The sequence below is a fragment of the Pseudomonas sp. S1_G07 genome, from assembly GCF_054668565.1.
On sequence record NZ_CP162778.1, the window covers coordinates 2,464,972 to 2,486,409 of the forward strand.

The 21,438-nt window shown below is 61.4% G+C and carries 19 protein-coding genes and 1 pseudogene; 10 read left to right on the plus strand and 10 right to left on the minus strand.

Features of this window, described 5'->3' with window-relative positions; translation table 11 throughout:
- Window positions 1-28 precede the first annotated feature (28 nt).
- The 6 genes from AB4O05_RS11250 to AB4O05_RS11275 form a co-directional block, all read right to left on the minus strand.
- Window positions 29-1,663 (minus strand): ATP-dependent DNA ligase, encoded by a 1,635-nt coding sequence (locus tag AB4O05_RS11250; RefSeq protein WP_460130919.1) that lies wholly within the window; start codon window positions 1,661-1,663, stop codon window positions 29-31.
- Window positions 1,660-2,664 carry a ligase-associated DNA damage response exonuclease gene (locus AB4O05_RS11255; protein WP_460130916.1) on the minus strand — a complete coding sequence of 335 codons (1,005 nt, stop codon included), beginning with the start codon at window positions 2,662-2,664 and terminating at the stop codon, window positions 1,660-1,662. Before AB4O05_RS11255 ends, AB4O05_RS11250 begins: the two co-directional genes overlap by 4 nt.
- A 129-nt stretch (window positions 2,665-2,793) precedes the next feature.
- Window positions 2,794-5,235 carry a penicillin acylase family protein gene (locus AB4O05_RS11260; RefSeq protein ID WP_460130914.1) on the minus strand — a complete coding sequence of 814 codons (2,442 nt, stop codon included), beginning with the start codon at window positions 5,233-5,235 and terminating at the stop codon, window positions 2,794-2,796.
- A 134-nt stretch (window positions 5,236-5,369) separates the two neighbouring features.
- Complete coding sequence (locus AB4O05_RS11265; protein ID WP_003189235.1) at window positions 5,370-5,570, minus strand: SEC-C metal-binding domain-containing protein; 201 nt, start codon at window positions 5,568-5,570, stop codon at window positions 5,370-5,372.
- Window positions 5,567-6,049, minus strand: coding sequence for an LEA/WHy family protein (locus AB4O05_RS11270; RefSeq protein ID WP_460130912.1), 483 nt, complete (start codon window positions 6,047-6,049; stop codon window positions 5,567-5,569). The genes AB4O05_RS11265 and AB4O05_RS11270 overlap by 4 nt, the downstream gene beginning before the upstream one ends.
- A 19-nt stretch (window positions 6,050-6,068) precedes the next feature.
- Window positions 6,069-6,539, minus strand: coding sequence for a YchJ family protein (locus AB4O05_RS11275; RefSeq protein WP_460130910.1), 471 nt, complete (start codon window positions 6,537-6,539; stop codon window positions 6,069-6,071).
- Between the two features lie 370 nt (window positions 6,540-6,909).
- On the opposite strand from AB4O05_RS11275, the gene AB4O05_RS11280 reads away from it, so the two are divergent.
- Window positions 6,910-7,206, plus strand: a complete 297-nt coding sequence (locus AB4O05_RS11280) for a type II toxin-antitoxin system MqsR family toxin (protein ID WP_460137618.1) — start codon at window positions 6,910-6,912, stop codon at window positions 7,204-7,206.
- A gap of 2 nt (window positions 7,207-7,208) precedes the next feature.
- Window positions 7,209-7,610 carry a type II toxin-antitoxin system MqsA family antitoxin gene (locus tag AB4O05_RS11285; RefSeq protein WP_460130907.1) on the plus strand — a complete coding sequence of 134 codons (402 nt, stop codon included), beginning with the start codon at window positions 7,209-7,211 and terminating at the stop codon, window positions 7,608-7,610.
- Window positions 7,611-7,663: 53 nt separating this feature from the next.
- Here AB4O05_RS11285 and AB4O05_RS11290 read toward each other — a convergent pair whose 3' ends face one another.
- Window positions 7,664-8,161, minus strand: a complete 498-nt coding sequence (locus tag AB4O05_RS11290) for a DUF6231 family protein (protein ID WP_460130905.1) — start codon at window positions 8,159-8,161, stop codon at window positions 7,664-7,666.
- A 257-nt stretch (window positions 8,162-8,418) separates the two neighbouring features.
- On the opposite strand from AB4O05_RS11290, the gene AB4O05_RS11295 reads away from it, so the two are divergent.
- A complete protein-coding gene (locus tag AB4O05_RS11295; RefSeq protein ID WP_460130904.1) occupies window positions 8,419-9,177 on the plus strand; it encodes a collagen-like protein in 759 nt (252 codons plus the stop codon).
- A gap of 265 nt (window positions 9,178-9,442) precedes the next feature.
- Here the strand turns inward: AB4O05_RS11295 and AB4O05_RS11300 are convergent, their stop codons facing one another.
- On the minus strand, window positions 9,443-9,907 hold the full coding sequence (locus tag AB4O05_RS11300) for a CopD family protein (protein WP_460130902.1): 465 nt from the start codon (window positions 9,905-9,907) through the stop codon (window positions 9,443-9,445).
- Between the two features lie 99 nt (window positions 9,908-10,006).
- Here AB4O05_RS11300 and dinG point away from each other — a divergent pair, with 99 nt between their 5' ends.
- The 5 genes and pseudogenes from dinG to pdxH all read left to right on the plus strand — a co-directional run bounded on the left by dinG (window position 10,007) and on the right by pdxH (window position 17,735).
- Window positions 10,007-12,151 (plus strand): ATP-dependent DNA helicase DinG, encoded by a 2,145-nt coding sequence (gene dinG / locus AB4O05_RS11305; RefSeq protein WP_460130900.1) that lies wholly within the window; start codon window positions 10,007-10,009, stop codon window positions 12,149-12,151.
- A gap of 88 nt (window positions 12,152-12,239) precedes the next feature.
- Window positions 12,240-14,537: pseudogene (locus tag AB4O05_RS11310) on the plus strand (beta-galactosidase).
- A gap of 83 nt (window positions 14,538-14,620) precedes the next feature.
- A complete protein-coding gene (locus AB4O05_RS11315) occupies window positions 14,621-15,766 on the plus strand; it encodes a serine hydrolase domain-containing protein (RefSeq protein ID WP_460130898.1) in 1,146 nt (381 codons plus the stop codon).
- Between the two features lie 142 nt (window positions 15,767-15,908).
- Window positions 15,909-17,063, plus strand: coding sequence for an OmpA family protein (locus tag AB4O05_RS11320; RefSeq protein ID WP_460164876.1), 1,155 nt, complete (start codon window positions 15,909-15,911; stop codon window positions 17,061-17,063).
- 24 nt (window positions 17,064-17,087) lie between these two features.
- Window positions 17,088-17,735: a pyridoxamine 5'-phosphate oxidase gene (pdxH, locus tag AB4O05_RS11325; RefSeq protein ID WP_460130897.1), complete on the plus strand. Its 648-nt coding sequence runs from the start codon at window positions 17,088-17,090 to the stop codon at window positions 17,733-17,735.
- Window positions 17,736-17,771: 36 nt separating this feature from the next.
- On the opposite strand, the gene AB4O05_RS11330 is transcribed toward pdxH, so the two are convergent.
- Complete coding sequence (locus tag AB4O05_RS11330) at window positions 17,772-18,032, minus strand: hypothetical protein (RefSeq protein ID WP_460130894.1); 261 nt, start codon at window positions 18,030-18,032, stop codon at window positions 17,772-17,774.
- A 157-nt stretch (window positions 18,033-18,189) separates the two neighbouring features.
- Here AB4O05_RS11330 and AB4O05_RS11335 point away from each other — a divergent pair, with 157 nt between their 5' ends.
- Entirely contained in the window at window positions 18,190-18,654 is a 465-nt protein-coding gene (locus AB4O05_RS11335) for an outer membrane lipoprotein (protein ID WP_460130892.1), read from the plus strand.
- Window positions 18,655-18,933: 279 nt separating this feature from the next.
- Here AB4O05_RS11335 and nhaA read toward each other — a convergent pair whose 3' ends face one another.
- A complete protein-coding gene (gene nhaA / locus AB4O05_RS11340; protein ID WP_460130890.1) occupies window positions 18,934-20,109 on the minus strand; it encodes a Na+/H+ antiporter NhaA in 1,176 nt (391 codons plus the stop codon).
- A gap of 214 nt (window positions 20,110-20,323) precedes the next feature.
- Between nhaA and AB4O05_RS11345 the strand changes: the two genes are divergently transcribed.
- A complete protein-coding gene (locus AB4O05_RS11345; RefSeq protein ID WP_460130888.1) occupies window positions 20,324-21,418 on the plus strand; it encodes a PLP-dependent cysteine synthase family protein in 1,095 nt (364 codons plus the stop codon).
- The last annotated feature ends 20 nt before the right edge of the window (window positions 21,419-21,438 follow it).

A 21,438-nucleotide genomic window follows, 5' to 3' on the forward strand; every position in this document is an offset into this window, starting at 1 on the left:
GGCAAGCCGGCCCGCAGGGGATCTGCGCTCAGCTCAACAAGTCCTGCAGCGTTGCCAGGTTATCCGCCTCATCCACCGCCTTATCCTGCCGCCAGCGCAGCATCCGTGGAAACCGCACGGCGATTCCGCTTTTGTGACGCTTGGACAGGGCAATTCCTTCAAACCCCAACTCAAACACCATGCTTGGCGTGACGCTGCTGACGGGGCCGAACTTTTCCACCGTGGTCTTGCGCACGATCGCGTCGACCTTGCGCATTTCCTCGTCGGTCAGCCCGCTATACGCCTTGGCGAACGGCACCAGGGTTCGCTCGCTGCCCGGCGGGCCGTCCCACACGGCGAAGGTGTAATCGCTGTACAAGCTGGCACGCCGGCCATGCCCGCGTTGGGCATAGATCAATACCGCGTCGACGCTGAACGGGTCGACTTTCCACTTCCACCACAGGCCCATGTCCTTGGTACGGCCCACGCCATACAGGCCTTTGCGCTCCTTGAGCATCATGCCCTCTACACCGAGGCTGCGGGAGGCTTCGCGTTGTTCGGCCAACGCTGCCCATGTTTCTCCCTGCAACAACGGCGAGGGCAGCAACACGGGACGGTTGCATTCGCCAATCACCTGTTCAAGCTGCGCGCGGCGTTCGCTTTGGGGGCGGTTGCGCCAGTCGTCGCCCGCGTATTCAAGCAAGTCATAGGCGAGGACCGCCACCGGCGCATCCTCGAGGACTTTTTTGCTCAGGCTCTTGCGGCCAATGCGTTGTTGCAGCAGCGCGAAGGGTTGCACCGAGTCTTTCCACACTACGATTTCGCCGTCGATCACCGTGCCATCGGGCAGGCCACTCACCAGGCTGTGCAGTTCGGGGAAGCGTTCGGTCACCAGCTCTTCGCCCCGCGACCAGATCCACAGGCGCCCCTCGCGCTTGACCAATTGCGCGCGAATGCCATCCCATTTCCATTCCACCTGCCAGTCGGACGGTGAACCGAGCAGGGCGTCGAATTGCTCCACTGGCTGCGATAACCCATGGGCGAGAAAAAACGGATAAGGCTGCCCTCCGCGCTGTGCATGTTCGTCTGACGATTCGGCGGCGATCAGCTTGAGGTAGCTCTCAGGCGTAGGGCGGTTGGACAGATCGGTGTAGCCCACCAGCCGCTGGGCCACGCGCTTGCTGTCGAGGCCGGCCAGGGCGGCGAGCGCACGGGTGACCAGTAATTTGGACACGCCGACGCGAAAACTGCCGGTGATCAACTTGATGCACACCATCAGGCTGGGTTGATCCAGCTGTGCCCATAACGCTGGCAGGCGGTCGGCCAGGTCCTGCGGCGACAGGCCGCGCAGGGGCAGGAGTTTTTCTTCCAGCCACACGGCGAGACCGTCTTCAGAGGTGTAGGGCGATTCCGGTAGCAGCAGGGAAATCGTCTCGGCCAAGTCACCCACCGACTGGTAGCTCTCTTCGAACAACCACGGCTCGATACCGGACGCTTCGGTGGCCATGTCCCGTAGCAGGCGCGTCGGAACCAATTGTCGGGGGCGCCCGCCGGAGAGGAAATACACCGCCCAGGCAGCATCTTCCGGTGGCGCTTGCAGGAAGTAGGCTTGCAGGGCGGCGAGCTTGGCGTTGCTGGAGGTGGTGGCGTCGAGGTTGGCGTACAACTCGGCGAAGGCTTTCATGCCGTGGCCTCTTCTTCGTCATCACCGTATTCGGTGGTGAAACCCTGGGCGTCCAGGCCCTTTTCCCGCAGATGGCGTACCAGTACGTCGACAGATCCGTGGGTGACCATTACCCGCTCGGCGCCGGTTTGTTCGATTGCCCATAACAGGCCGGGCCAGTCGGCATGGTCCGATAGCACGAAGCCGCGGTCTACTGCGCGTCGCCGCCGGGTGCCGCGCAGGCGCATCCAGCCACTGGCGAAGGCGTCGCTGTAGTCGCCAAAGCGCTTGATCCAACTGCTGCCGCCGGCGGAGGGTGGGGCAATGATCAGCGCCTGGCGCAGCAACGGGTCGGTTTTTTGGATATCGCCGGCGTAGAGCGTCTCGGGAATATGGATACCGGCTTCGCGGTACACCCGGTTCAACGGCTCGACCGCGCCGTGGCTGAGGATCGGGCCGATGCTGGCGTCGATGCCATGCAGGATGCGCTGGGCTTTGCCGAAGGAATAGCAGAACAGCACGCTGGCCTTGCCGGCGGCGATATTGGCTTGCCACCAATCATTGATCCCGGCGAAGACCTGCGCCTGAGGCTGCCAGCGGTAGATCGGCAGGCCAAAGGTGGATTCGGTGATAAAGGTATGGCAACGCACCGGTTCGAAGGGCGCGCAGGTACCATCCGGTTCGACTTTGTAATCGCCGGAGGCCACCCATACCTCACCCTGGTATTCCAGGCGTACCTGAGCTGAACCCAATACATGCCCGGCCGGGTGGAAGCTCAAGGTGACGCCGTGATGCAGCAGCTTTTCACCGTAGGCCAGGGTTTGCAGGTTGATGTCCTGGCCCAGGCGCGAACGCAGGATACCTTCGCCGGGCGCGGCGGCCAGGTAATGCGCATTGCCGGTGCGGGCGTGGTCGCCGTGGGCGTGAGTGATGACCGAGCGTTCTACCGGGCGCCAGGGGTCGATATAGAAATCTCCGGCGCTGCAATAGAGGCCCTCGGGGCGGGCGATGACAAGGTCCATGGGCGTGCCGGGGGCGATGGGCTTGTTACTTATGAGGCGGGGCCGAACGCAGAAGTTCTATCCGGATACATACCGGGCAAATGTGGGAGCAGGCAGGCCAGCTCCCACATTTCTTCAGGGAGTACCCGGTTATTTAGCGGGCGTCAGGGTCAACCGTGCCTTCCCATACACTTTCTCGAAGTTCTGCGGCTGCATCGGGAAGCTCAGGTATTGCGCCTTCAGCGACGGTTCGATGCCATTGGCGTAGTTGGGGCTGGCCGGGTTGCCGGATTGGCCGATGCCATCCTGGCCCATCATCGGTTCCGCCTGGCCGAAGTCGACGATCATGCGCAGCGCCGGCACCTCGGTGGTGTTGAAGTCCTGGCCCCAGCGGTAGGGCGCGGGGTTCAGGGTGTTGTGGTCGCCACCGCTGGCCAATGGGCCGCGAATGATCTGGCCGTTGGTGTCTTTCCAGGTGGTGGTATGCAGTTTGCCCCACTGCCAGGCCTTGTGATCGGCGCCCAGTTGGCTGTCGCCGGCGCTGATCGCGGCGGCCAGGCTGCGGGCAAGGATCGCCGGTTTGTCTTCTTTCTGGGCGGTGCGCACGTCGTCCCAGAATGGGCTGTCTTCGCGACCCAGCAGGTGGTCGGCCTGGGCGGCGTAGGACAGGGTGGCGTTGCTGACGAATGCCTTCCAGCTGGCGCTGTTTTCCGGGCCCAGCTCGTCGAGGAAGATCTGCCGGGTACTTTCCTGCAGGAACAGCTCATACAGCGCGGCGTCGGCGGAGGTGGGCGCGAGGCGGCCGTCGAAGGCCATCAGGCGGCTCAGCGCTTCGCGTGCCTTGGCCTGTTCGGCCGCCGGCAGGGCGTCAATCGCCTGTTTCAGCGGTTGGGCCATGCCCGGTGCCTGGAACATGGTCTTGAGCTTGGCGGCGAAGGGGGTGGTCTGGTCGTATTGCATGGCAATCATGCTGCGGCTGTCATGCTTGCCGGCATTGGCCAGTTGCGCCAGGCGCTCGCTGCGCTCCGGTGCATCCCAGGAGTTGGACAACTGCATGCCATAACCGCGCGGCGCGGTTCGCTGGTTGGCCGTGCCGATCCAGCCTTGGGCCGGGTCCTGGTCATAAGGGTGCAGCATCGCGTCGGCGTAACCGTCCCAATCAAAGCGCGTATCCCAGCCCGGCGAGGGCAGCAGACCTTCGCCTTCGCGACGGTTGGGGAAGCGGCCGGTGACTTGCCAGCCAATATGCGTGGCGTCGGCAAATATCATGTTCAAGGCGATGGCGCGGATTTCCCGGGTGGCGTCCGAGGCTTTGCCGACGTCTTGCGCGCGGGACAGGTCGAAGAACGCATCCAGGCTCTTGTCGTCTTTGAAATCGGCGCTTTGCAGGGCCAGGCCCAAACCGTTGGCGAGCGCCTGGCTGCTGTTGAGCAGGGCGCCGTGGCGGGTTTCGTAGACGACTTCGCGGATCGGGCGTTGGCCTTTGACGAAGAAGGTTTCGTTACGCACACCGGCGGGCAGCCATTTGCCGTTGTTTTCGTAGTACAGCGCGTTGCCTTGGCGTTTGACCTTCTCCAGGAACAGGTCCTGGGTGTCGCCCTTGACCGTGCTCATGCTCCACGCCACTTTGCCGTTGAACCCGGACAACAGGGTCGGCAGGCCGGCAATCGAAGCGCCGACCGCCTGGTATTTGGGCGCGCGAATCTGCACGTAGCTCCACGGCGACGGCGCTTGCGGCTGGGCGGCGAGGTCGTTGGCCAGCAGGCTTTTGCCGCTGCGGCTGCGTTGCGGGCCGATGGCCCAGTTGCTCGACGTGGTAACCGCCAGCGAGTTGAGGCTGCTCAGTTGCTGGCTGACCGTGTCCAGCCCGGCCAGGCCGGTGATCTGGCTCACGTTCACGCCCTTGAGCTTGTCGGCTTCGGCCAGCGGGATCGGCTCATCCGGCGCGCTAGGGGTGAGCCAGGCGAGTTTGTCGACGCCGACTTTTTGCGCCAGCACCAGGGAGGCCAGCTCTTCCCGCAGGTTGGCTGAGTCGCTGAAATTCAGCAGGCAGAACAGCAGCGCCGAATCTTCCGGTTTCCAGTATTCAGGCTTGTAGCCGGTCTGGGCCAGGTCCGGCGGCAGCTTGTCACGGTAGCGGAACAGGTAGGCATTCACGCCACGGGCGTATACCTCAAAGAAACGCTTGAGGCGTGGCGATGAGGCGTTATACAGCTCGCCGGCGCTTTTTTTCAGGTTGACCGCGCGCATGAAACGGTCGACATCCAGCACCTCAGGCCCGGACATTTCCGCCAGGCGGCCTTGGGCCAGCAGGCGCAGGGTGACCATCTGGGTGATGCGGTCACTGGCGTGCACATAACCGAGGCTGAACAGCGCGTCGTGGAAGGTGTTGCTTTCGATCAGCGGCATGCCCTGGGCATTGCGGCGCACCGACACATTCTGTGCCAGGCCCTTGATCGGTTGCACGCCGGCAACCGGCGGCAGCGTGTCCTGGGTGCTATGGAGCTGGCAACCGGCCAGGCTTAACGCACTGGCCACTGCCGCGGCAACGCCGAACCGGGGGAAAAAATGTGAGAGGGCTGGCGAGGCCATGGCAAAGCTCCTGCGGGGGGTAGCGTCAGTAAAGGCGCTACGTTAGTGAGCGCGGCGAAACGACGCAAGCAGGAGTTTGGGTTAAGCCTGAGATCTTGAGTCAGTGCCCTCACACACTTGGGCCAGAGCGCGATTTACGCCCCGTGGCACTTCTTGAATTTTTTCTCGCTGCCGCATGGGCAAGGATCGTTGCGGCCAACATCCTTGAGGGCATTGCGCACCGGCTCCTGGTGAGCGTGGCCGCAGTTCGGGCCGTGGACATGGCCGTGGTCGTGATCATGGTGATCGTGATCGTGGTTGCAGTCAGGGCCATGGACGTGGGGTTGCTGAGTCATCGATGTCGCTCCGGAATAAAATTGCCGGGGATTATCTCGCCATTGTGGGCCACCTGCACGTCATAACCGATGAATAATCCGGTTTTCAGTTCACCCTCCAGGCGATAGGGCACGGGCTTGCGGGGGTTTTTCAGCATTTGCACCACCTCGCGGATTTGCGGCCAGAGGTTGGTGCGCACCGATACCTTGAAAAACGCATGGCCCTTGGGTGGCACGGTGAGCCATTCGTTGGACTCGCCTTCGGTGAGCACGAAATTACCGAGGGTGACCTTATAGATCAGGCCGCGCACGGTCAGGTCTGCGTCGTCGCGGTTGTCCACGCGAAAGTACAGTTTGAATTTCTGCTCCAGCAGCTTGGCACGCACCACTTCGACTTTCACCAAGGCGACGTGGGGCGGTGGTGAATCGTCTTCGAACCACGACGCGCAACCGGTCAGGCCGAAGATTAACGCCAGCATCAAGCTGTAGATCCGAAGCATGGCGTGAGTCCTGTTGTGATCAAAGGTAGCTGGAGCAGCACTTCTTGAATTTTTGCCCACTGCCACACAGGCACGCATCGTTGCGCCCGATCTTCACTTCTACCGTAGGGTCGATAAAGTACCAGTGCCCTTCATTCTGTACGAAAGAAGACCGCTCGCGGTGGCTATGTTCGCCGTTGCTGTCATGCCAGCGCGCAGTAAAGGTCACGAAGGCATGCTCGGGCTGGCCGCCGAACACCTCGGAGCTTTCCACCTCAAGGCCAAGCCAAGTGCTTTGGGCACTCCAGGCGCCGATGGCGTCGCGGTCGAGGCCGGCCTGTTGCGCCGGTAACGTGGTGGCGACCAGGTAGTCCACCAGGCCCAGCACATAGGCGCTGTAGCGCGAGCGCATCAGTGCGCTGGCACAAGGTGCCGGGTGGCCGGCGTGATAATGACCGCAGCAGGCATCCAGCAGGTTGCCGCTGCCGCAGGGGCAAATGGATGTATTCATCGGGGTTACCACCCATACTCGTTCTATTAGACGTAACGTTAGCTAAGCCTTGGTATGACCACGCAAGCGGTCTCTCTTCACCTATCGACGCCGTCGTTTTCCACAGAGGGCCACCGGACCATACCTCGAACTGACGGTGGAAGGTCCGGTAACCGCATATGACCAGATACTACAGACGAACGCTGGGGAACTCGACGGCCAGTGGCTGCGAAAGAGCGGCTGGCGTCTTGCGGCGACCTTCTGGTTATTCGTTGAGACACTTCGTCGCTGGCTCGCTGAAACCTGCTGAGGTTCCATTGGGGGGACTGTTGCGAGAAGAGTTGATTTCAACCTATTTGCCAAATTAAAACCTATTAGGTTAATTTTGCCCCTGGAGAAGACGACTCCGCACTGCAAGCTGACCACCCTCAAGGCCCTGATTGAATCCGGCAAAGTACGCACCACGAACGCTGCCCGAGTGAGGGCCGATGCACTTGACCTTGATCTCTCCGAGATGCTGGCCGTGATACTGGCCCTTAAACCAATGGATTTTTACAAGAGCATGACCACCTACGCCGACCACACGATATGGCAAGACGTGTACAGGCCACATACGAAGGTGGGGCATGTGTACCTGAAACTCACGGTTATCGATGACGTACTGATCGTGTCCTTCAAGGAGCTATGAACATGAAATGCCCGGTGTGCGGCGCTGCGGGTTTGGTCCACGACACCCGCGACGTGCCCTATTCCTATAAGGGCGAGACCACGCTGATCGAGAATGTGACGGGGGAGTTTTGTCCGTCTTGCTCCGAGTCGGTTCTGAATCTGCCGGAGTCGGATCGTGTCATGAAGGCGATGCGTGCATTCTCAAAGAGGGTCAATGGGGATCTCGTAGACCCTGGTTTTATTGCCATGGTGCGTAAGAAACTTGCATTGGACCAACGGGAAGCGGCTGAGATTTTCGGCGGTGGGGTCAACGCCTTTTCTCGCTATGAGAATGGAAAGACTAAGCCACCACTGGCACTTATAAAGCTCCTCAAGTTGCTCGATCGTCATCCAGAGTTACTCAACGAGGTCCGAACGGCGTAGGTCTTCCCGCAGGTTGCCGCTGCCGCAGGGGCAAATGGATGTACTCATCGGGGTTACCACCAATACTTTCCGAAGTTTTCCGGGTTTGCCCAGAAGCGGGCGTTGAGCCAGTCCGGCACCTGTTTATAGTCAAGCAGATCGTAGGTAAACAGCGTCAGCACTTGTTGATCGCGCTGGAACCGTTCGCTGGCCTGCAGGGCCAGGGAAAAGAAGTCGGTGTCTTTCCAGGCGCAGGCGCCCAAGTCCACCAGCACCGCAATGCGACTGGCATTGAGGTTGCGGATGCCACCGAGCAAGGTCAGGCCTTGCGGTTTTGGCAGGTGCTCCAGGCAGTCGACCACCAACGCCAGGTCAAAACGCTGCGCCGCGAGTTCCGCAGGCAGCGGGCCGGGTTCAGCGACAGATACCTGCACGTCGGGATGCGCCGCCTTGAACGCATCCAGCGCAGGGAACTGGCTGGCACCCAACAGCAACAGGCGGTTGGGCTGGTGCAAATCAAGCAAGGCGGCCACGGCTTGCTGGGGTGTGCGGGCGGAAATACCAGCGATCATCAGAGATCCTCACATCAGGGCCGTAGAGACTAGCGCGGCTGAGCGTGCTGGCCTAGTCCGCGTCCTGAACCGTCGTACGAAAATCCGCATCAACCGCTGGCAGCCCTTGCCCCTCAGGGATCCACAGCGGCATTGTCGGTGAGCGTCTCTTAAACCGCCCCTTTATTAACTTTTTTGATCCTTCACTGGCAAAACGCCGGTAGAAGTCGTTACTGTGCGTTCAAAGAAAAATTTAAAAAACACTCAGGAGCCCCATGATGCATAAGGTTTTTCTGCTGGCCCTGTTGGTCAGCCCCATTGCCCTGGCTCAGAATATCAGTGTCGACACCAACTCGTTGATGCGCCTGCCCAGCAGCACCAGCGTGTTGCAACTGGAGCGTCTGGACGTGGCGGACTACGGCACGTTGCTGATTCCGGCCACCATCAGCCAGGTCACGGTGGATGAACTGCATCTGGGGCGCGATGCACGAATCGCCATTGTCCCCGGCAATACCGGGCTGCAATTGCAGGTGCGTCATGCGCAACTGGACCAGGGCAGCCAGATCACCTCGCGCGGCGCGCCGGGCACCCATGAAAAACCGGCCAAGGCCGGGCGTGATCTGACCTTGCGGATCAATTCATTGACGGCAGAAGATCTCTCGGTGGATGCCCGTGGCGGCGCAGGCGCCCAAGGTTATGCCGGGCTGGATGGCGCCAACGGTGAAGATCCGGGTTGCACCTGGGGTTCGGCCGGGCGTGGTGCCAATGGCGATAACGGCGGCGACGGCTTGCCCGGCGCCGCGGGTGCGCAGGTGCGGGTCGAGTTGCCGCAGGACTTCCCGGCGCAGCAGATCAAAGTCTGGGTCGATGGTGGCGCAGGTGGTTTGGCCGGTACGGCGGGCAAGCCCGGTAAAGGCGGACAGTCGAAGGGGTGCCTGGTGTACCGCGCCGATGGGGGCGAGAAAGGGCGCCCAGGGTTGGAGGGGCAGCCAGGGCCGGCAGGGCCTGCTGGCACTGTGACAATCCAGCGACTTTGAATCGCCTGGCCTGACGCTTTCGCGAGCGAGCCCGCTCCCACACTTCACAAGGCACACGTGCCCCCGCTCGGCATGGGCACTGACCGGTCACTTTTGTAGGAGCGAGGGGGACGCCTAGTTCTTGCTCGCGAAAAGCCTGAGAACGCCGCGGGGGATCAGGTTTCCCGCGTTATCATTGACGTTCTTCGCGAGCAAGCTCGCTCCTACAGGAATGCATCTCAAATGTGGGAGCGGGCTTGCTCGCGAAGACGGTGTCAGGGTCGCTTCAGAACATCGGCCGAGCCGAAGCAATCGCAACCACCAACAACCCCACGATCAAATTAATCCCCACCAACTTGCGGATCTGCCCCAGCGCAGTCGCGCCCGCCGGCCAATCCTCAGCCGCCACCGCCGTGCGCAACTCCGGGAATTTCAGCGCCTGGATGCGGATAAACAGCGCGGTCATCACCAGATACAAGCCCATCATTACCTGTACATAACGCGGTGCGGTCTCAAACCCGCTGAAACGCAGATGCAGCAGGCCAACACCGCTGATCGGCAAAACCAGCACGGCCAGCCATACCCACACGAAAAAACGTTGAAACACATTTACCCACAACTTGAGCCGGGCAGGGCCCTCAAGTGCCGCCACGGCGGCAGGGCGCAGGATCATCCAGGCGAAAAACATACCGCCGACCCAGATCAGGGCGGCCAATACATGCAGGGTGTAAGCGAGGCTAAACGCGGTCATTGTGGTACTCCGTTCTGCGCGGGATTAATTAGCGGGGTATGATAGCGGCCGATCCGAACCACTGAAAATTTATCCAGCGTTTTTTGCGCCCGACTATCCATGATCAGCACTGAACTCAAAACCACGATCCAGGGCGCCTACTCGCGTTTTCTCGAAGCCAAGAGCTTGAAACCGCGCTACGGCCAACGCCTGATGATCGCCGAAGTGGCCAAGGTCCTCGGGGATATCGACACCGACGACGAAGGCCGCCGCGAGGGTGAGCCCGCGGTCGTGGCCGTCGAAGCCGGGACCGGTACCGGCAAGACCGTGGCCTACAGCCTGGCCGCGATCCCTACCGCCAAGGCCGCCGGCAAGCGCCTGGTGATCGCCACCGCCACTGTCGCCCTGCAAGAGCAGATCGTCTACAAAGACCTGCCCGACCTGATGCGCAACAGCGGCTTGAACTTCACGTTCGCCCTGGCCAAGGGCCGTGGCCGCTACATGTGCCTGTCCAAGCTCGACGTGTTGTTGCAGGAAGGCCACGCGCAAACCGCCACGGCCTCGTTGTTCGAAGAAGAAGGCTTCAAGATCGAGGTGGATGAAGTCAGCCAGAAGCTGTTCACCAGCATGATCGAGAAACTGGCCGGCAATAAATGGGACGGCGACCGCGACAGCTGGCCCACCGCCCTCGAAGATGCCGACTGGGCGCGCCTGACCACCGACCACAGCCAGTGCACCAACCGCCACTGCCCCAACTTCGGGCAGTGCGCCTTCTATAAGGCGCGCGAAGGCATGGGCAAGGTCGACGTGATCGTCACCAACCATGACATGGTCCTGGCCGACCTGGCCCTGGGCGGCGGCGCCGTGCTGCCCGACCCGCGCGACACCCTCTACGTGTTCGACGAAGGCCATCACCTGCCCGACAAGGCCATCGGCCATTTCGCCCACTACACGCGCCTGCGCTCCACCGCCGATTGGCTGGAGACCACCGCGAAGAATCTCACCAAGTTGCTGGCCCAGCACCCGCTGCCCGGTGACCTGGGCAAGTTGATCGAACAGGTGCCGGAGCTGGCGCGTGAGATCAAGACCCAGCAGCAGTTCATGTTCAGTGCCTGCGAACAGGTGGCCGACTTCAAGCCCGGCGAAGACGTCGAAGGCCGTGAGCGGCCGCGTCACCGTTTCGTCGGTGGGCTGATCCCCGAACACATGCGTGAAATGGGCATTGAGTTGAAGAAGGGCTTCTCGCGCCTGACCGACCTGTTCACGCGCCTGACCGACCTGCTCAAGGAAGGCATGGATGGCGAGGTCAATATCGGCATCGCCAGCAACCAGGCCGAGGAGTGGTACCCGCTGTTCGGCAGCCTGTTGTCCCGTGCCCAGGGCAACTGGGAGCTGTGGACCGCCTTTACCGTCGAAGACCCGGAAGACAACCCGCCCATGGCCCGTTGGTTGACCTTGTCGGAAAGCGGCGCGCTGTTTGATATCGAGGTCAATGCCAGCCCGATCCTCGCCGCCGAAATGCTGCGTCGTAACCTGTGGAACGTGGCTTATGGATGCCTGGTGACCTCCGCCACACTGACCGCCCTGGGCACCTTTGATCGCTTCCGCATGCGCGCCGGCCTGCCGAAAACGGCGGTCACCGCTGTGGTGCCGAGCCCGTTCCATCATGCCGACGCTGGCGTGTTGCGTGTGCCCGACCTCAAGGCCGACCCACGGGACGCGGCGGCGCACACCGCGGCGATCATCCGTGACCTGCCGGAGTTGGTGGAGGGCTCGCGCGGCACGCTGGTGCTGTTCTCGTCGCGCAAGCAGATGCAGGACGTGTTCGACGGCCTCGACCGCGACTGGCGCAAGCAGGTGTTTATCCAGGGCAACCTGTCCAAGCAGGAAACCCTCAACAAGCACAAGGCGCGCGTCGACGGTGGCGATTCCAGCGTGCTGTTCGGCCTGGCGAGCTTCGCCGAAGGCGTGGATTTGCCCGGTGCCTATTGCGAACATGTGGTGATCGCCAAGATCCCGTTCTCGGTGCCGGATGATCCGGTCGAGGCGGCGCTGGCCGAATGGATCGAAGCGCGGGGTGGCAACCCGTTCATGGAAATCTCGGTGCCGGATGCTTCACTCAAGCTGGTTCAGGCCTGCGGGCGCTTGCTGCGCACCGAAGAAGACCGCGGCACCATCACCTTGCTCGACCGCCGTTTGGTCACTCAGCGCTATGGCAAAGCTATCCTGAATGCTTTGCCGCCTTTCAGGCGCGAAATTTCTTAAGCCACCGTGGGCGAATTCGCCCACTTCGTGGTCTATCTCATGGATATCAACAGGCCGTTCACCGGCCGTTTGGGAGAACCTTGTTCGTATGATTCGCACGCTGCCCGCCCTTTTTGCCCTGCTGTTCGCCGCGCCCTCGATGGCCGCGCCCGCCGGGCAACAAACGCTGTTCAACTTCGTCCGGCCTGCCGATGTGGTCAAGGTGGCGACCCAGGACGCCAGCCTGCCGCAATACAATGCCGAACAAACCCCCGAAGGCGAGGTGCTGCGCCGTATCACGTTCAACCCGGCCGCTGAACCCCGGCTGGTACTCAGCCCGCAGACCGGTTCCTGGGACTGGTCGCAATCCAGCGCCATGAGCCTGCGTATCCAGAGCGCCATGGACTGGGCGCTGACGCTCTACGTCAAGGTGCAGAGCAACGATGGCAGGACCCTGGTCAGCCGCATCGACCTGCCGGCCGGCCCAGCCCAGACCCTGCTGATTCCGCTGCAAGCCAATTCTCCCTTGAGCCAGGGCATGAAGGCCGGCCCGCCAATGCCGATCACCGTGGACGGCCAACGTGTACTGCTGGCCGCCAGCGCCGGCGAAATCGACCGTAGCCAGGTGGTATCGGTCACCCTGTCGATGCTCAAACCCGATGCCGCCCAAAGTATTCTGCTGGAACGCTTCGGCGTGCAGGACAGCGAGCCGGTGCTCAAGGCCGCCTACAGCGAGCTGGTCGACGCTTATGGCCAATCGACCCGTGCACGCTGGCCGGAGAAGGTCAGCAGCGACGAGCAGCTCTAGTCCGCCGCGGCCAAGGAGCAAACCCAGCTCCAGGGCTGGCTGGCCGCGCGCGATAAATCCTCCCTGGACCCCTACGGTGGCTGGAACAAAGGCCCGGCGTTCAAGGCCAGCGGTTTTTTCCGCACCGAAAAACGTGACGGTCGCTGGTACCTGGTGACGCCGCAGGGGCATCCGTTCTACTCCCTGGGTGTCAACACCGTGGCCCCGGACAACAATCAGACCTACGTGGCCGGTCGTGAGTGGATGTTCGCGGCGCTGCCCAAGCCCGGTGAACCCTTCGACAAGTACTACGGCAGTGACGATCACCGTACCGGGAACGGCGCGGGCGAAGGCCGCAGCTTCGGGGTCGGGCGTTGGTATGACTTCTACGGCGCGAACCTGCAGCGTACCTATGGCGGTGAAGGCTTTGACCACAAGCGTTGGGTCAACCACACCCTCGACCGCCTGCAAGCCTGGGGTTTCAACACCGTAGGCAACTGGAGCGACCCCGCGCTGGCCAGCGCCGACCGCGTGCCTTACACCTTGCCGCTGTCGATCGTCGGCGACTATGCCAGCATCAGCACCGGCACCGACTGGTGGGGCGGCATGCCCGATCCGTTCGACCCGCGCTTCGCCATGGCCACTGAGCGCGCCGTGGCCATTGCCGCGCGCGACCACCGTGATGACCCTTGGTTGATCGGCTATTTTGCCGACAATGAGTTGGCCTGGGCCGGCCCCGGCGATGATCCGAAATCCCGCTATGCCCTGGCCTACGGCACGTTGCGCATGACCACCGATGTGCCGGCCAAGCGCGCGTTTCTCAAGCAGTTGCGTGACAAGTACCGCAATGAGCAAGGCCTGTCGAAAGCCTGGGGTATTGAATTGGCGGGCTGGGAGCTGATGGAAGACCCGGGCTTCGAGCCTCCTTTGCCCAACCCCGAGCACCCGGAGATCGAAGCGGACTTCAAATACTTCCAGAAGACGTTCGCCGATGCCTACTTCAAGACCCTCTCCGACTCGCTGAAATGGCATGCCCCCAACCAGTTGCTGCTGGGCGGTCGTTATGCGGTGAGCACCCCGGAAGCCGTGGCGTCCTGTGCGCAGTATTGCGATGTGCTGAGTTTCAATATGTACACCCTCAAACCCCAGGACGGTTACGACTTTGCCGCCCTGCGCGCGCTGGACAAGCCGGTACTGATCACCGAATTCAACTTTGGCTCGGCTGACCGTGGCCCGTTCTGGGGCGGCGTCACGCAGCTGGCCAGGGAAGAGGAGCGTGGCGCGGCGTATGCCAACTTCCTCAAGCAAGCCATGGCCGAGCCGTCGATTGTCGGCGTGCATTGGTTCCAGTACCTGGACCAACCGGTGACCGGTCGTTTGCTGGACGGTGAAAATGGCCACTTCGGCCTGGTCGGTATCACCGATGTGCCGTTCCAGGGCTTTGTCGACAGCGTGCGTAAAAGCAACCTGGCGGCGCTCGCCCAACTGGGTGAGGCCGCGCAAAAGGCCAAGGCTGCCGATGCCGCGCGTGAAGGCGAGGGCAGCAAGCCAGGGCGTGACGCCAAAGGTGCGGGGCAGGGCGCCGGACACGCTGGCGGGCATTCGGGAAATGGGCATTGATTGCAGCGTTGGTGGGTTCACAAAACCCACAAGGACTGGAACAATGTCGGCCACTTTCCATGCGGTTTTTCGAGGGGACTTAGGTGCAGGTTCAGGGTCATTACGAGCTCCAGTTCGAAGCGGTACGTGAAGCGTTCGCCGCGTTGTTCGATGACCCGCAGGAGCGTGGCGCCGGGCTGTGCATCCAGATCGGTGGCGAAACCGTACTCGACCTGTGGGCCGGCACCGCCGATAAGGACGGTACCGAGGCCTGGCACAGCGATACCCTCGTCAACCTGTTCTCCTGCACCAAGACCTTCACCGCCGTCACGGCCCTGCAATTGGTGGCCGAGGGCAAATTGCAACTGGATGCGCCGGTGGCCAGGTATTGGCCGGAATTCGCTGCCGCCGGCAAAGAAACCATCACTCTGCGCCAGTTGCTTTGCCATCAGGCCGGGTTACCGGCGATCCGCGAGATGCTGCCCGCCGAAGCCCTCTATGACTGGCAGTTGATGGTCGACACCCTGGCCGCTGAAGCGCCGTGGTGGACGCCGGGCCAGGGCCATGGCTATGAAGCGATCACCTACGGCTGGCTGATCGGCGAGTTGCTGCGCCGCGCCGATGGGCGTGGGCCGGGGGAGTCCATCGTCGCGCGGGTTGCACGGCCATTGGGGCTGGACTTTCATGTGGGGCTGGCCGATGAAGAGTTTTATCGTGTTGCGCATGTAGCCCGCAGCAAAGGCAATATGGGTGATGAAGCGGCACAACGCTTACTGCAAGTAATGATGCGTGAACCGACGGCCATGACCACGCGGGCATTTGCCAACCCACCGTCTATTTTGACCAGCACTAATAAACCCGAATGGCGACGCATGCAGCAGCCAGCGGCAAATGGTCACGGTAATGCGCGCAGCCTGGCGGGGTTTTATAGTGGCTTGTTGGACGGTAGTTTGCTGGAAGCCGACATGCTCGAACAATTGACCCGTGAACACAGTCTCGGGCCGGATAAAACATTATTGACACACACACGTTTCGGCCTGGGCTGCATGTTGGATCAACCACAATTGCCCAATGCCACCTTCGGCCTTGGGCCGCGTGCTTTCGGGCATCCTGGTGCCGGTGGCTCGGTGGGGTTTGCCGACCCTGAGCGTGATGTAGCGTTTGGTTTTGTGACCAATACATTGGGGCCCTATGTACTTATGGACCCACGTGCACAGAAGTTGGTCAGAATATTGGCCGGTTGTCTGTAAACCCCTTGCTGTTTCACGTTTTTTTGTTACAAAGGCAACTATAAGAAGATGCTGAGCGAAATTTTGTAACTTTAATATTCTGTAAGCGTCTGTTTAACGGGTCATCAGACCCCCGTTTCTTTTCTCATTTTGTGGATATCTCATGTTATCGAACAAGTCCTTGGCCCTGGCTCTTTGCCTTACTATGACTGGCTGCGCACAAACTCCACAAAATGATGCCGAGGGTGGGCATTGGTGGTCATTTGGATCTGATAAGGCCGCTACCAAGGACGCAGTGACCCAAACCGACGCCAAGCCGGATGTCAAACCCGCCGCCGGCGCCAAGCCTGCGGCACCCGCAACCGCCGCCGCCGCTGCTCCAGCGCCGGTCGCCAAGGCCGATACCGGTTCCAGCTGGTGGCCGTTCTCTTCCAAAAGTGACGACGAAAAAGCCGCCGATGCCAAGACCGCCGACTTGAAAGCCGACCTCAAGGCCGCCACGCCGGCGCCATCCACCCCCCCTGTCGTCGCCAAATCCGACAGCGAAACCCACTGGTGGTGGCCGTTCGAAAGCAAGCCCAAGCCATTGGCCAAGGTCGACGTGAGCAACGTGCAGATGCCTGACCCGAAAATCACCCAGGCCTGGTTGGACGACTATGAGCCGCGCCTGCGGGCGGCCATCAAGGACAGCAACCTGCAATTGGAGCGTCGTGACAACGTACTGGTGGTGATTGCCCCGGTGGACGGCTCCTACAACCCGAAACGCCCGGCGATGCTGCTGCCAGTCACGCTTGGCCCGTTCACCCGTGTTGCCAAGGCGGTCGAGGCCGATCCGAAGACTGCCGTGCTGGTCCTGGGGCACGTCGATGCCACCGGCACGGCTCCGGCCAGCCAGGCGTTGACCAAGGAACGTGCGCAATCCATCGCGTCGATCTTCAGCCTCAGCGGCTTGAAGCAAGACCGTCTGATGCTGCGCGGCATGGGCGACCTGATGCCACGTGCAGCCAACGACAGCAACCAGGGCCGCGCCCTGAACCGTCGGATGGAAATCATGTTCACCCAGCGCAGCACCATGTTGGCCCTGCTGAGCAAGTACAACTCGGGCAAGACTCCACCTGTGGCCGAAATGGTCGCCGTTCAGGATGTTCCCGCACCGGCTCCGGCGGCCAAAGCCCCGGCGAAAAAAGCATCCGCCAGCAAAAAGGCCGCCGCCAAGCCAGCCGCTAAAAAAGCGCCGGCCAAGCCTGCGGCCAAGAAAGCCGCGCCAGCCAAGGCCAAGGCTGCGGCACCGGCTGCAAACGACCAGGCGAAAAACTGATCCGCTGAACAAGGATAAAGTCGCATGACCCAGGCACTGGCTGATATGCGCCGTGACTATACGCGAGACGGTTTGAGCGAGGCCCAGGCCCCGAGCGAGCCGTTTGCGTTGTTCCACCAGTGGTTTGCCGACGCGGTGAACACCGAGCAGCCCCCGGTGGAAGCCAATGCCATGACGCTGGCCACGGTCGACCAGGACGGTCGCCCGCACTGCCGCATCCTGTTGCTCAAGGGCCTGGATGCGCAGGGCTTTACCTTCTTCACCAACTATCAGAGCGCCAAGGGTGAACAGCTCGCGGCGCGACCGTTTGCGGCCATGACCTTTTTCTGGCCGACCCTGGAACGCCAGGTGCGTATCGAGGGCCGGGTGGTCAAGGTGACTGCCGAGGAGTCGGACGCCTATTTCCAGGTACGTCCGCTGGGTAGCCGTCTGGGTGCCTGGGCCTCGCCGCAAAGCCAGGTCATTCGTGATCGTGAGGAACTGCAAGACCTGCTCAAGGCCACCGAACAGCGTTTCAGCGATACTCAGCCTGACTGCCCCGAGCATTGGGGTGGCTATCGCCTGCTGCCGGAGCGCATCGAATTCTGGCAAGGTCGCGCCAGCCGCCTGCACGACCGCCTGAACTACCGCCTGCAAGGGGACGGCTGGGCTCGCGAGCGCCTGGCGCCCTGATCCACACCTTTCGTCACCTCACCTGAATGATGCGCCTCACCCCGACGTCTCTGTTATTGAGACGTCGGGTGTGTAGTGCTGTGCAGCGTTCTTCAGCCACTGCGGCAGGTCGCTTCGCTTCACCTTCAGGGCATGGGCTTTATCCAGTTGCCGCAGCATAAAGTCACGCTTGCGCACGTCGTCGCCTGCCAGGGAAAGTGCCAGGTCGCGGTCCATCCAGCGCTTGATGCGCAGGTACAGCCAGGCATGGAAATACAGGCCGGCAAGCGTAGTGACTACAATGATGAAGTAATCCATGAAGCTCCTGGTAACGAGAAGAATGCTACCGCTCGTCGAGTTTTGTGGTGCTGGCAGTCTGTACTAAGGCTGAATGAAAGCAATTTTCTGCCCGGCTTGCCGTGACAGGCGTCAAGCTGCGGCGTTTAATGAATACCTGTCCTTTGGAGTTGATGCTATGCGTAAGTCCGTTTTACTGGTTGCCTGCTTTACCACCCTTTCGCTGCTGTTGGGTGGCTGCGCCTCGAGTCTGACCGGCGACTCGTACTCCCGTGATGAAGCGCGCCGTGTGCAGACCGTGCGCATGGGTACCATCGAAGCTCTGCGCCCGGTGAAAATCGAAGGTACCAAGACCCCGATCGGCGGCGCAGCTGGCGCAGTCATCGGCGGCGTGGGCGGCAGCGCCATTGGCGGCGGCCGTGGCAGTATCGTCACCGCGGTCATTGGCGCCGTGGCCGGCGGCCTGCTGGGCTCGGCCACCGAAGAAGGCCTGACCCGTACCCAGGGCGTGGAAATCACCGTGCGCGAAGACGACGGCAGCACTCGCGCTTACGTACAGGCGGTGCAGGAAAATGAAATCTTCCGCATTGGCGACCGCGTGCGCATCATGACAGTTGATGGCACCAGCCGCGTTACCCGCTAAACGTCGGTCGTAGAAGCACAAAACCCCAACCGGGTGACCGGCTGGGGTTTGTGGTTTTATGCAGGCAATAAAAACCGCCTTAGTAGGGCGGTTTTTTATTACTTGAAGTACGTCCTTGTTGCTTGCCATTTTGCCCTCCTGGCTGGGTGCTTAACGAAATCCAGCGTCGAAGCCGGGGGCTGACGTTAGAACAAGCCGAGGAGGGTGGGTGTAGGAAGGAATTGCGAAAGATGGGGAATTGGATGAATCAGGAGCCGGCTTGCCGGCTCCTGCAAAAAATCAGGCCTTTTTGCGACTCGCCATCGCCATCACCATATAACCGATACACGCTGCCAGTATCGAGCCGGTCAAGATCCCCATGCGATCTTCCCCGGCAAACTCGCTGGCACCCGGCACAAACGCCAGGGAACCAACGAACAGGCTCATGGTGAAGCCGATGCCGCACAGGATCGCCACGCCGAACACCTGGCCCCAGTTGGCGCCACCCGGTAGTGCGGCGAGGCCGATCTTGATGGCCACCCATGTGAAGCCGAGCACGCCGATGGTCTTGCCGATCAGCAGGCCGGCCGCGATGCCCATGGGCACGTGATGGGTGAAGCTTTCCAGGCTCACGCCAGTGAGCGAAACGCCGGCATTGGCGAAGGCGAACAGCGGCAGGATGCCGAACGCGACCCACGGGTGCAGGGCGTGTTCCAGGGTCAGCAGGGGCGAAGGCTCGGCGTTCCTGGTGCGCATGGGGATGCAGAATGCCAGGGTCACACCGGCGAGGGTGGCATGCACACCGCTCTTGAGCACACAGACCCACAGAATCAAGCCAACGATCAGGTACGCTCCGAGCTTGATCACGCCCAGGCGATTCATCGCGATCAGGGCAATCAGGCAGGCTCCCGCGCCCGCCAGTGCGGCACCGGACAGGTCGGCGGAATAGAACACCGCGATCACAATGATGGCGCCGAGGTCGTCAATAATCGCCAGGGTCATCAGGAACAGCTTCAGCGACACCGGAACGCGCTTGCCCAGCAGCGCCAGTACGCCCAGCGCGAAGGCAATGTCGGTGGCCATCGGGATCGCCCAGCCGGAGAGCGCGGCGGGGTAGTCCTTGTTGATCGCCCAGTAGATCAGCGCTGGCACCACCATGCCGCCGATGGCCGCTGCGCCGGGCAATACCACTTGCGAGGGTTTGGACAGGTGGCCGTCAAGCAGTTCGCGCTTGACCTCCAGGCCGATCAGCAGGAAGAACAGGGCCATCAGGCCATCATTGATCCATAACAAGGCCGGCTTGGCGATTTTCAACGCGCCGATCTGCGCCACCACCGGCACATCGAGAAACGCGCCGTACAGGTGCGACAAGGGTGAGTTGTTGATGATCAACGCCAAGGCAGCAGCGGCGATCAATAGCAGACCGCTGGCGGCTTCCAGCTGGAAGAAACGGGTGAAAGTGCTACGCAGAGCCAAGGGATGCTCTCCAATCCAGGTTCAATAGATGGATACCCTAACCCGTACCGTTAGTTGTTAAAACAAAAGTTATATTCTTATTTGTTATAAGCGACGGGTAAGCGGGGTATTGCGCCGAAGCCTAGCAATTGTGTGTCCAATTGAGTCGTTACTGTGTCTGTGTGCAGTGTAGGAAACACCTTAAGATTGTCGATGAACCTATAGAGATTCCCTCATGAGCGACCATCGTCCCTGGGCCCGCGAAGCCATCCGTATTATTGAAGCGGACTTCCAGCGCAGCGCTGACACCCATCTGATTCCGTTACCCCTGCCGGGGTTGCCGGGTATCGAGTTGTACTTCAAGGACGAATCCAGCCATCCCACCGGTAGTCTCAAACATCGGCTGGCTCGTTCGCTGTTTCTGTACGCGCTGTGCAACGGCTGGCTCAAGCCAGGCGCGCCGGTAATCGAAGCCTCCAGCGGTTCGACAGCCATCTCCGAAGCTTACTTTGCCCGGCTATTGGGCCTGCCGTTTATCGCGGTGATGCCCGCGACGACCTCCCAGGAAAAGATCGCCCAGATCGCCTTCTACGGCGGCAAGAGCCATCTGGTACAGGATCCGACGCAAATCTACGCAGAGTCCGAACGCCTGGCCCAGGAAAGCGGCGGCCACTTCATGGATCAGTTTACCTACGCCGAACGCGCCACCGACTGGCGGGCAAACAACAACATCGCCGAGTCGATCTTCCAGCAGATGCGCTTCGAAAGGCATCCCGAGCCAAGCTGGCTGATTTCCAGCCCAGGCACCGGGGGCACCACCGCGACCCTCGGCCGTTATGTACGTTATCGCCAGCATTGCACCCGTGTGTTGTGCGCCGATGCCGAGCGTTCAGTGTTTTTTGACTATTACCAGACCGGCGATGCCAGCCTGCGCCTGGACTGCGGTTCGCGGATCGAAGGCATTGGCCGGCCTCGGGTCGAGGCGTCGTTTCTGCCCAAGGTAATCGATGCGATGGTCAAGGTGCCCGATGCGTTGTCACTGGCTGCCATGCATTACCTGGCCGAGCGGCTTGGGCGACGAGTCGGCGGCTCCAGTGGGACCAACCTGATTGGTGCGCTGATGGCGGCGCAGCAGATGAAAGCGGCGAGGGAGTCGGGCTCGATCGTGGCGATCTTGTGCGATGGAGGCGAGCGGTATGCCACCACCTATTACAATCAGGCGTGGTTGACGGGGCAGGGCTATGCGCTGGAGGGATTGATCGCTGCCGTTGCAGCCAGTGTGGAGCAGGGCGAGCCATTACCCGCCAACATCCTGCGCGCCAATATCTGATACAGCGCAAAACCACTGTG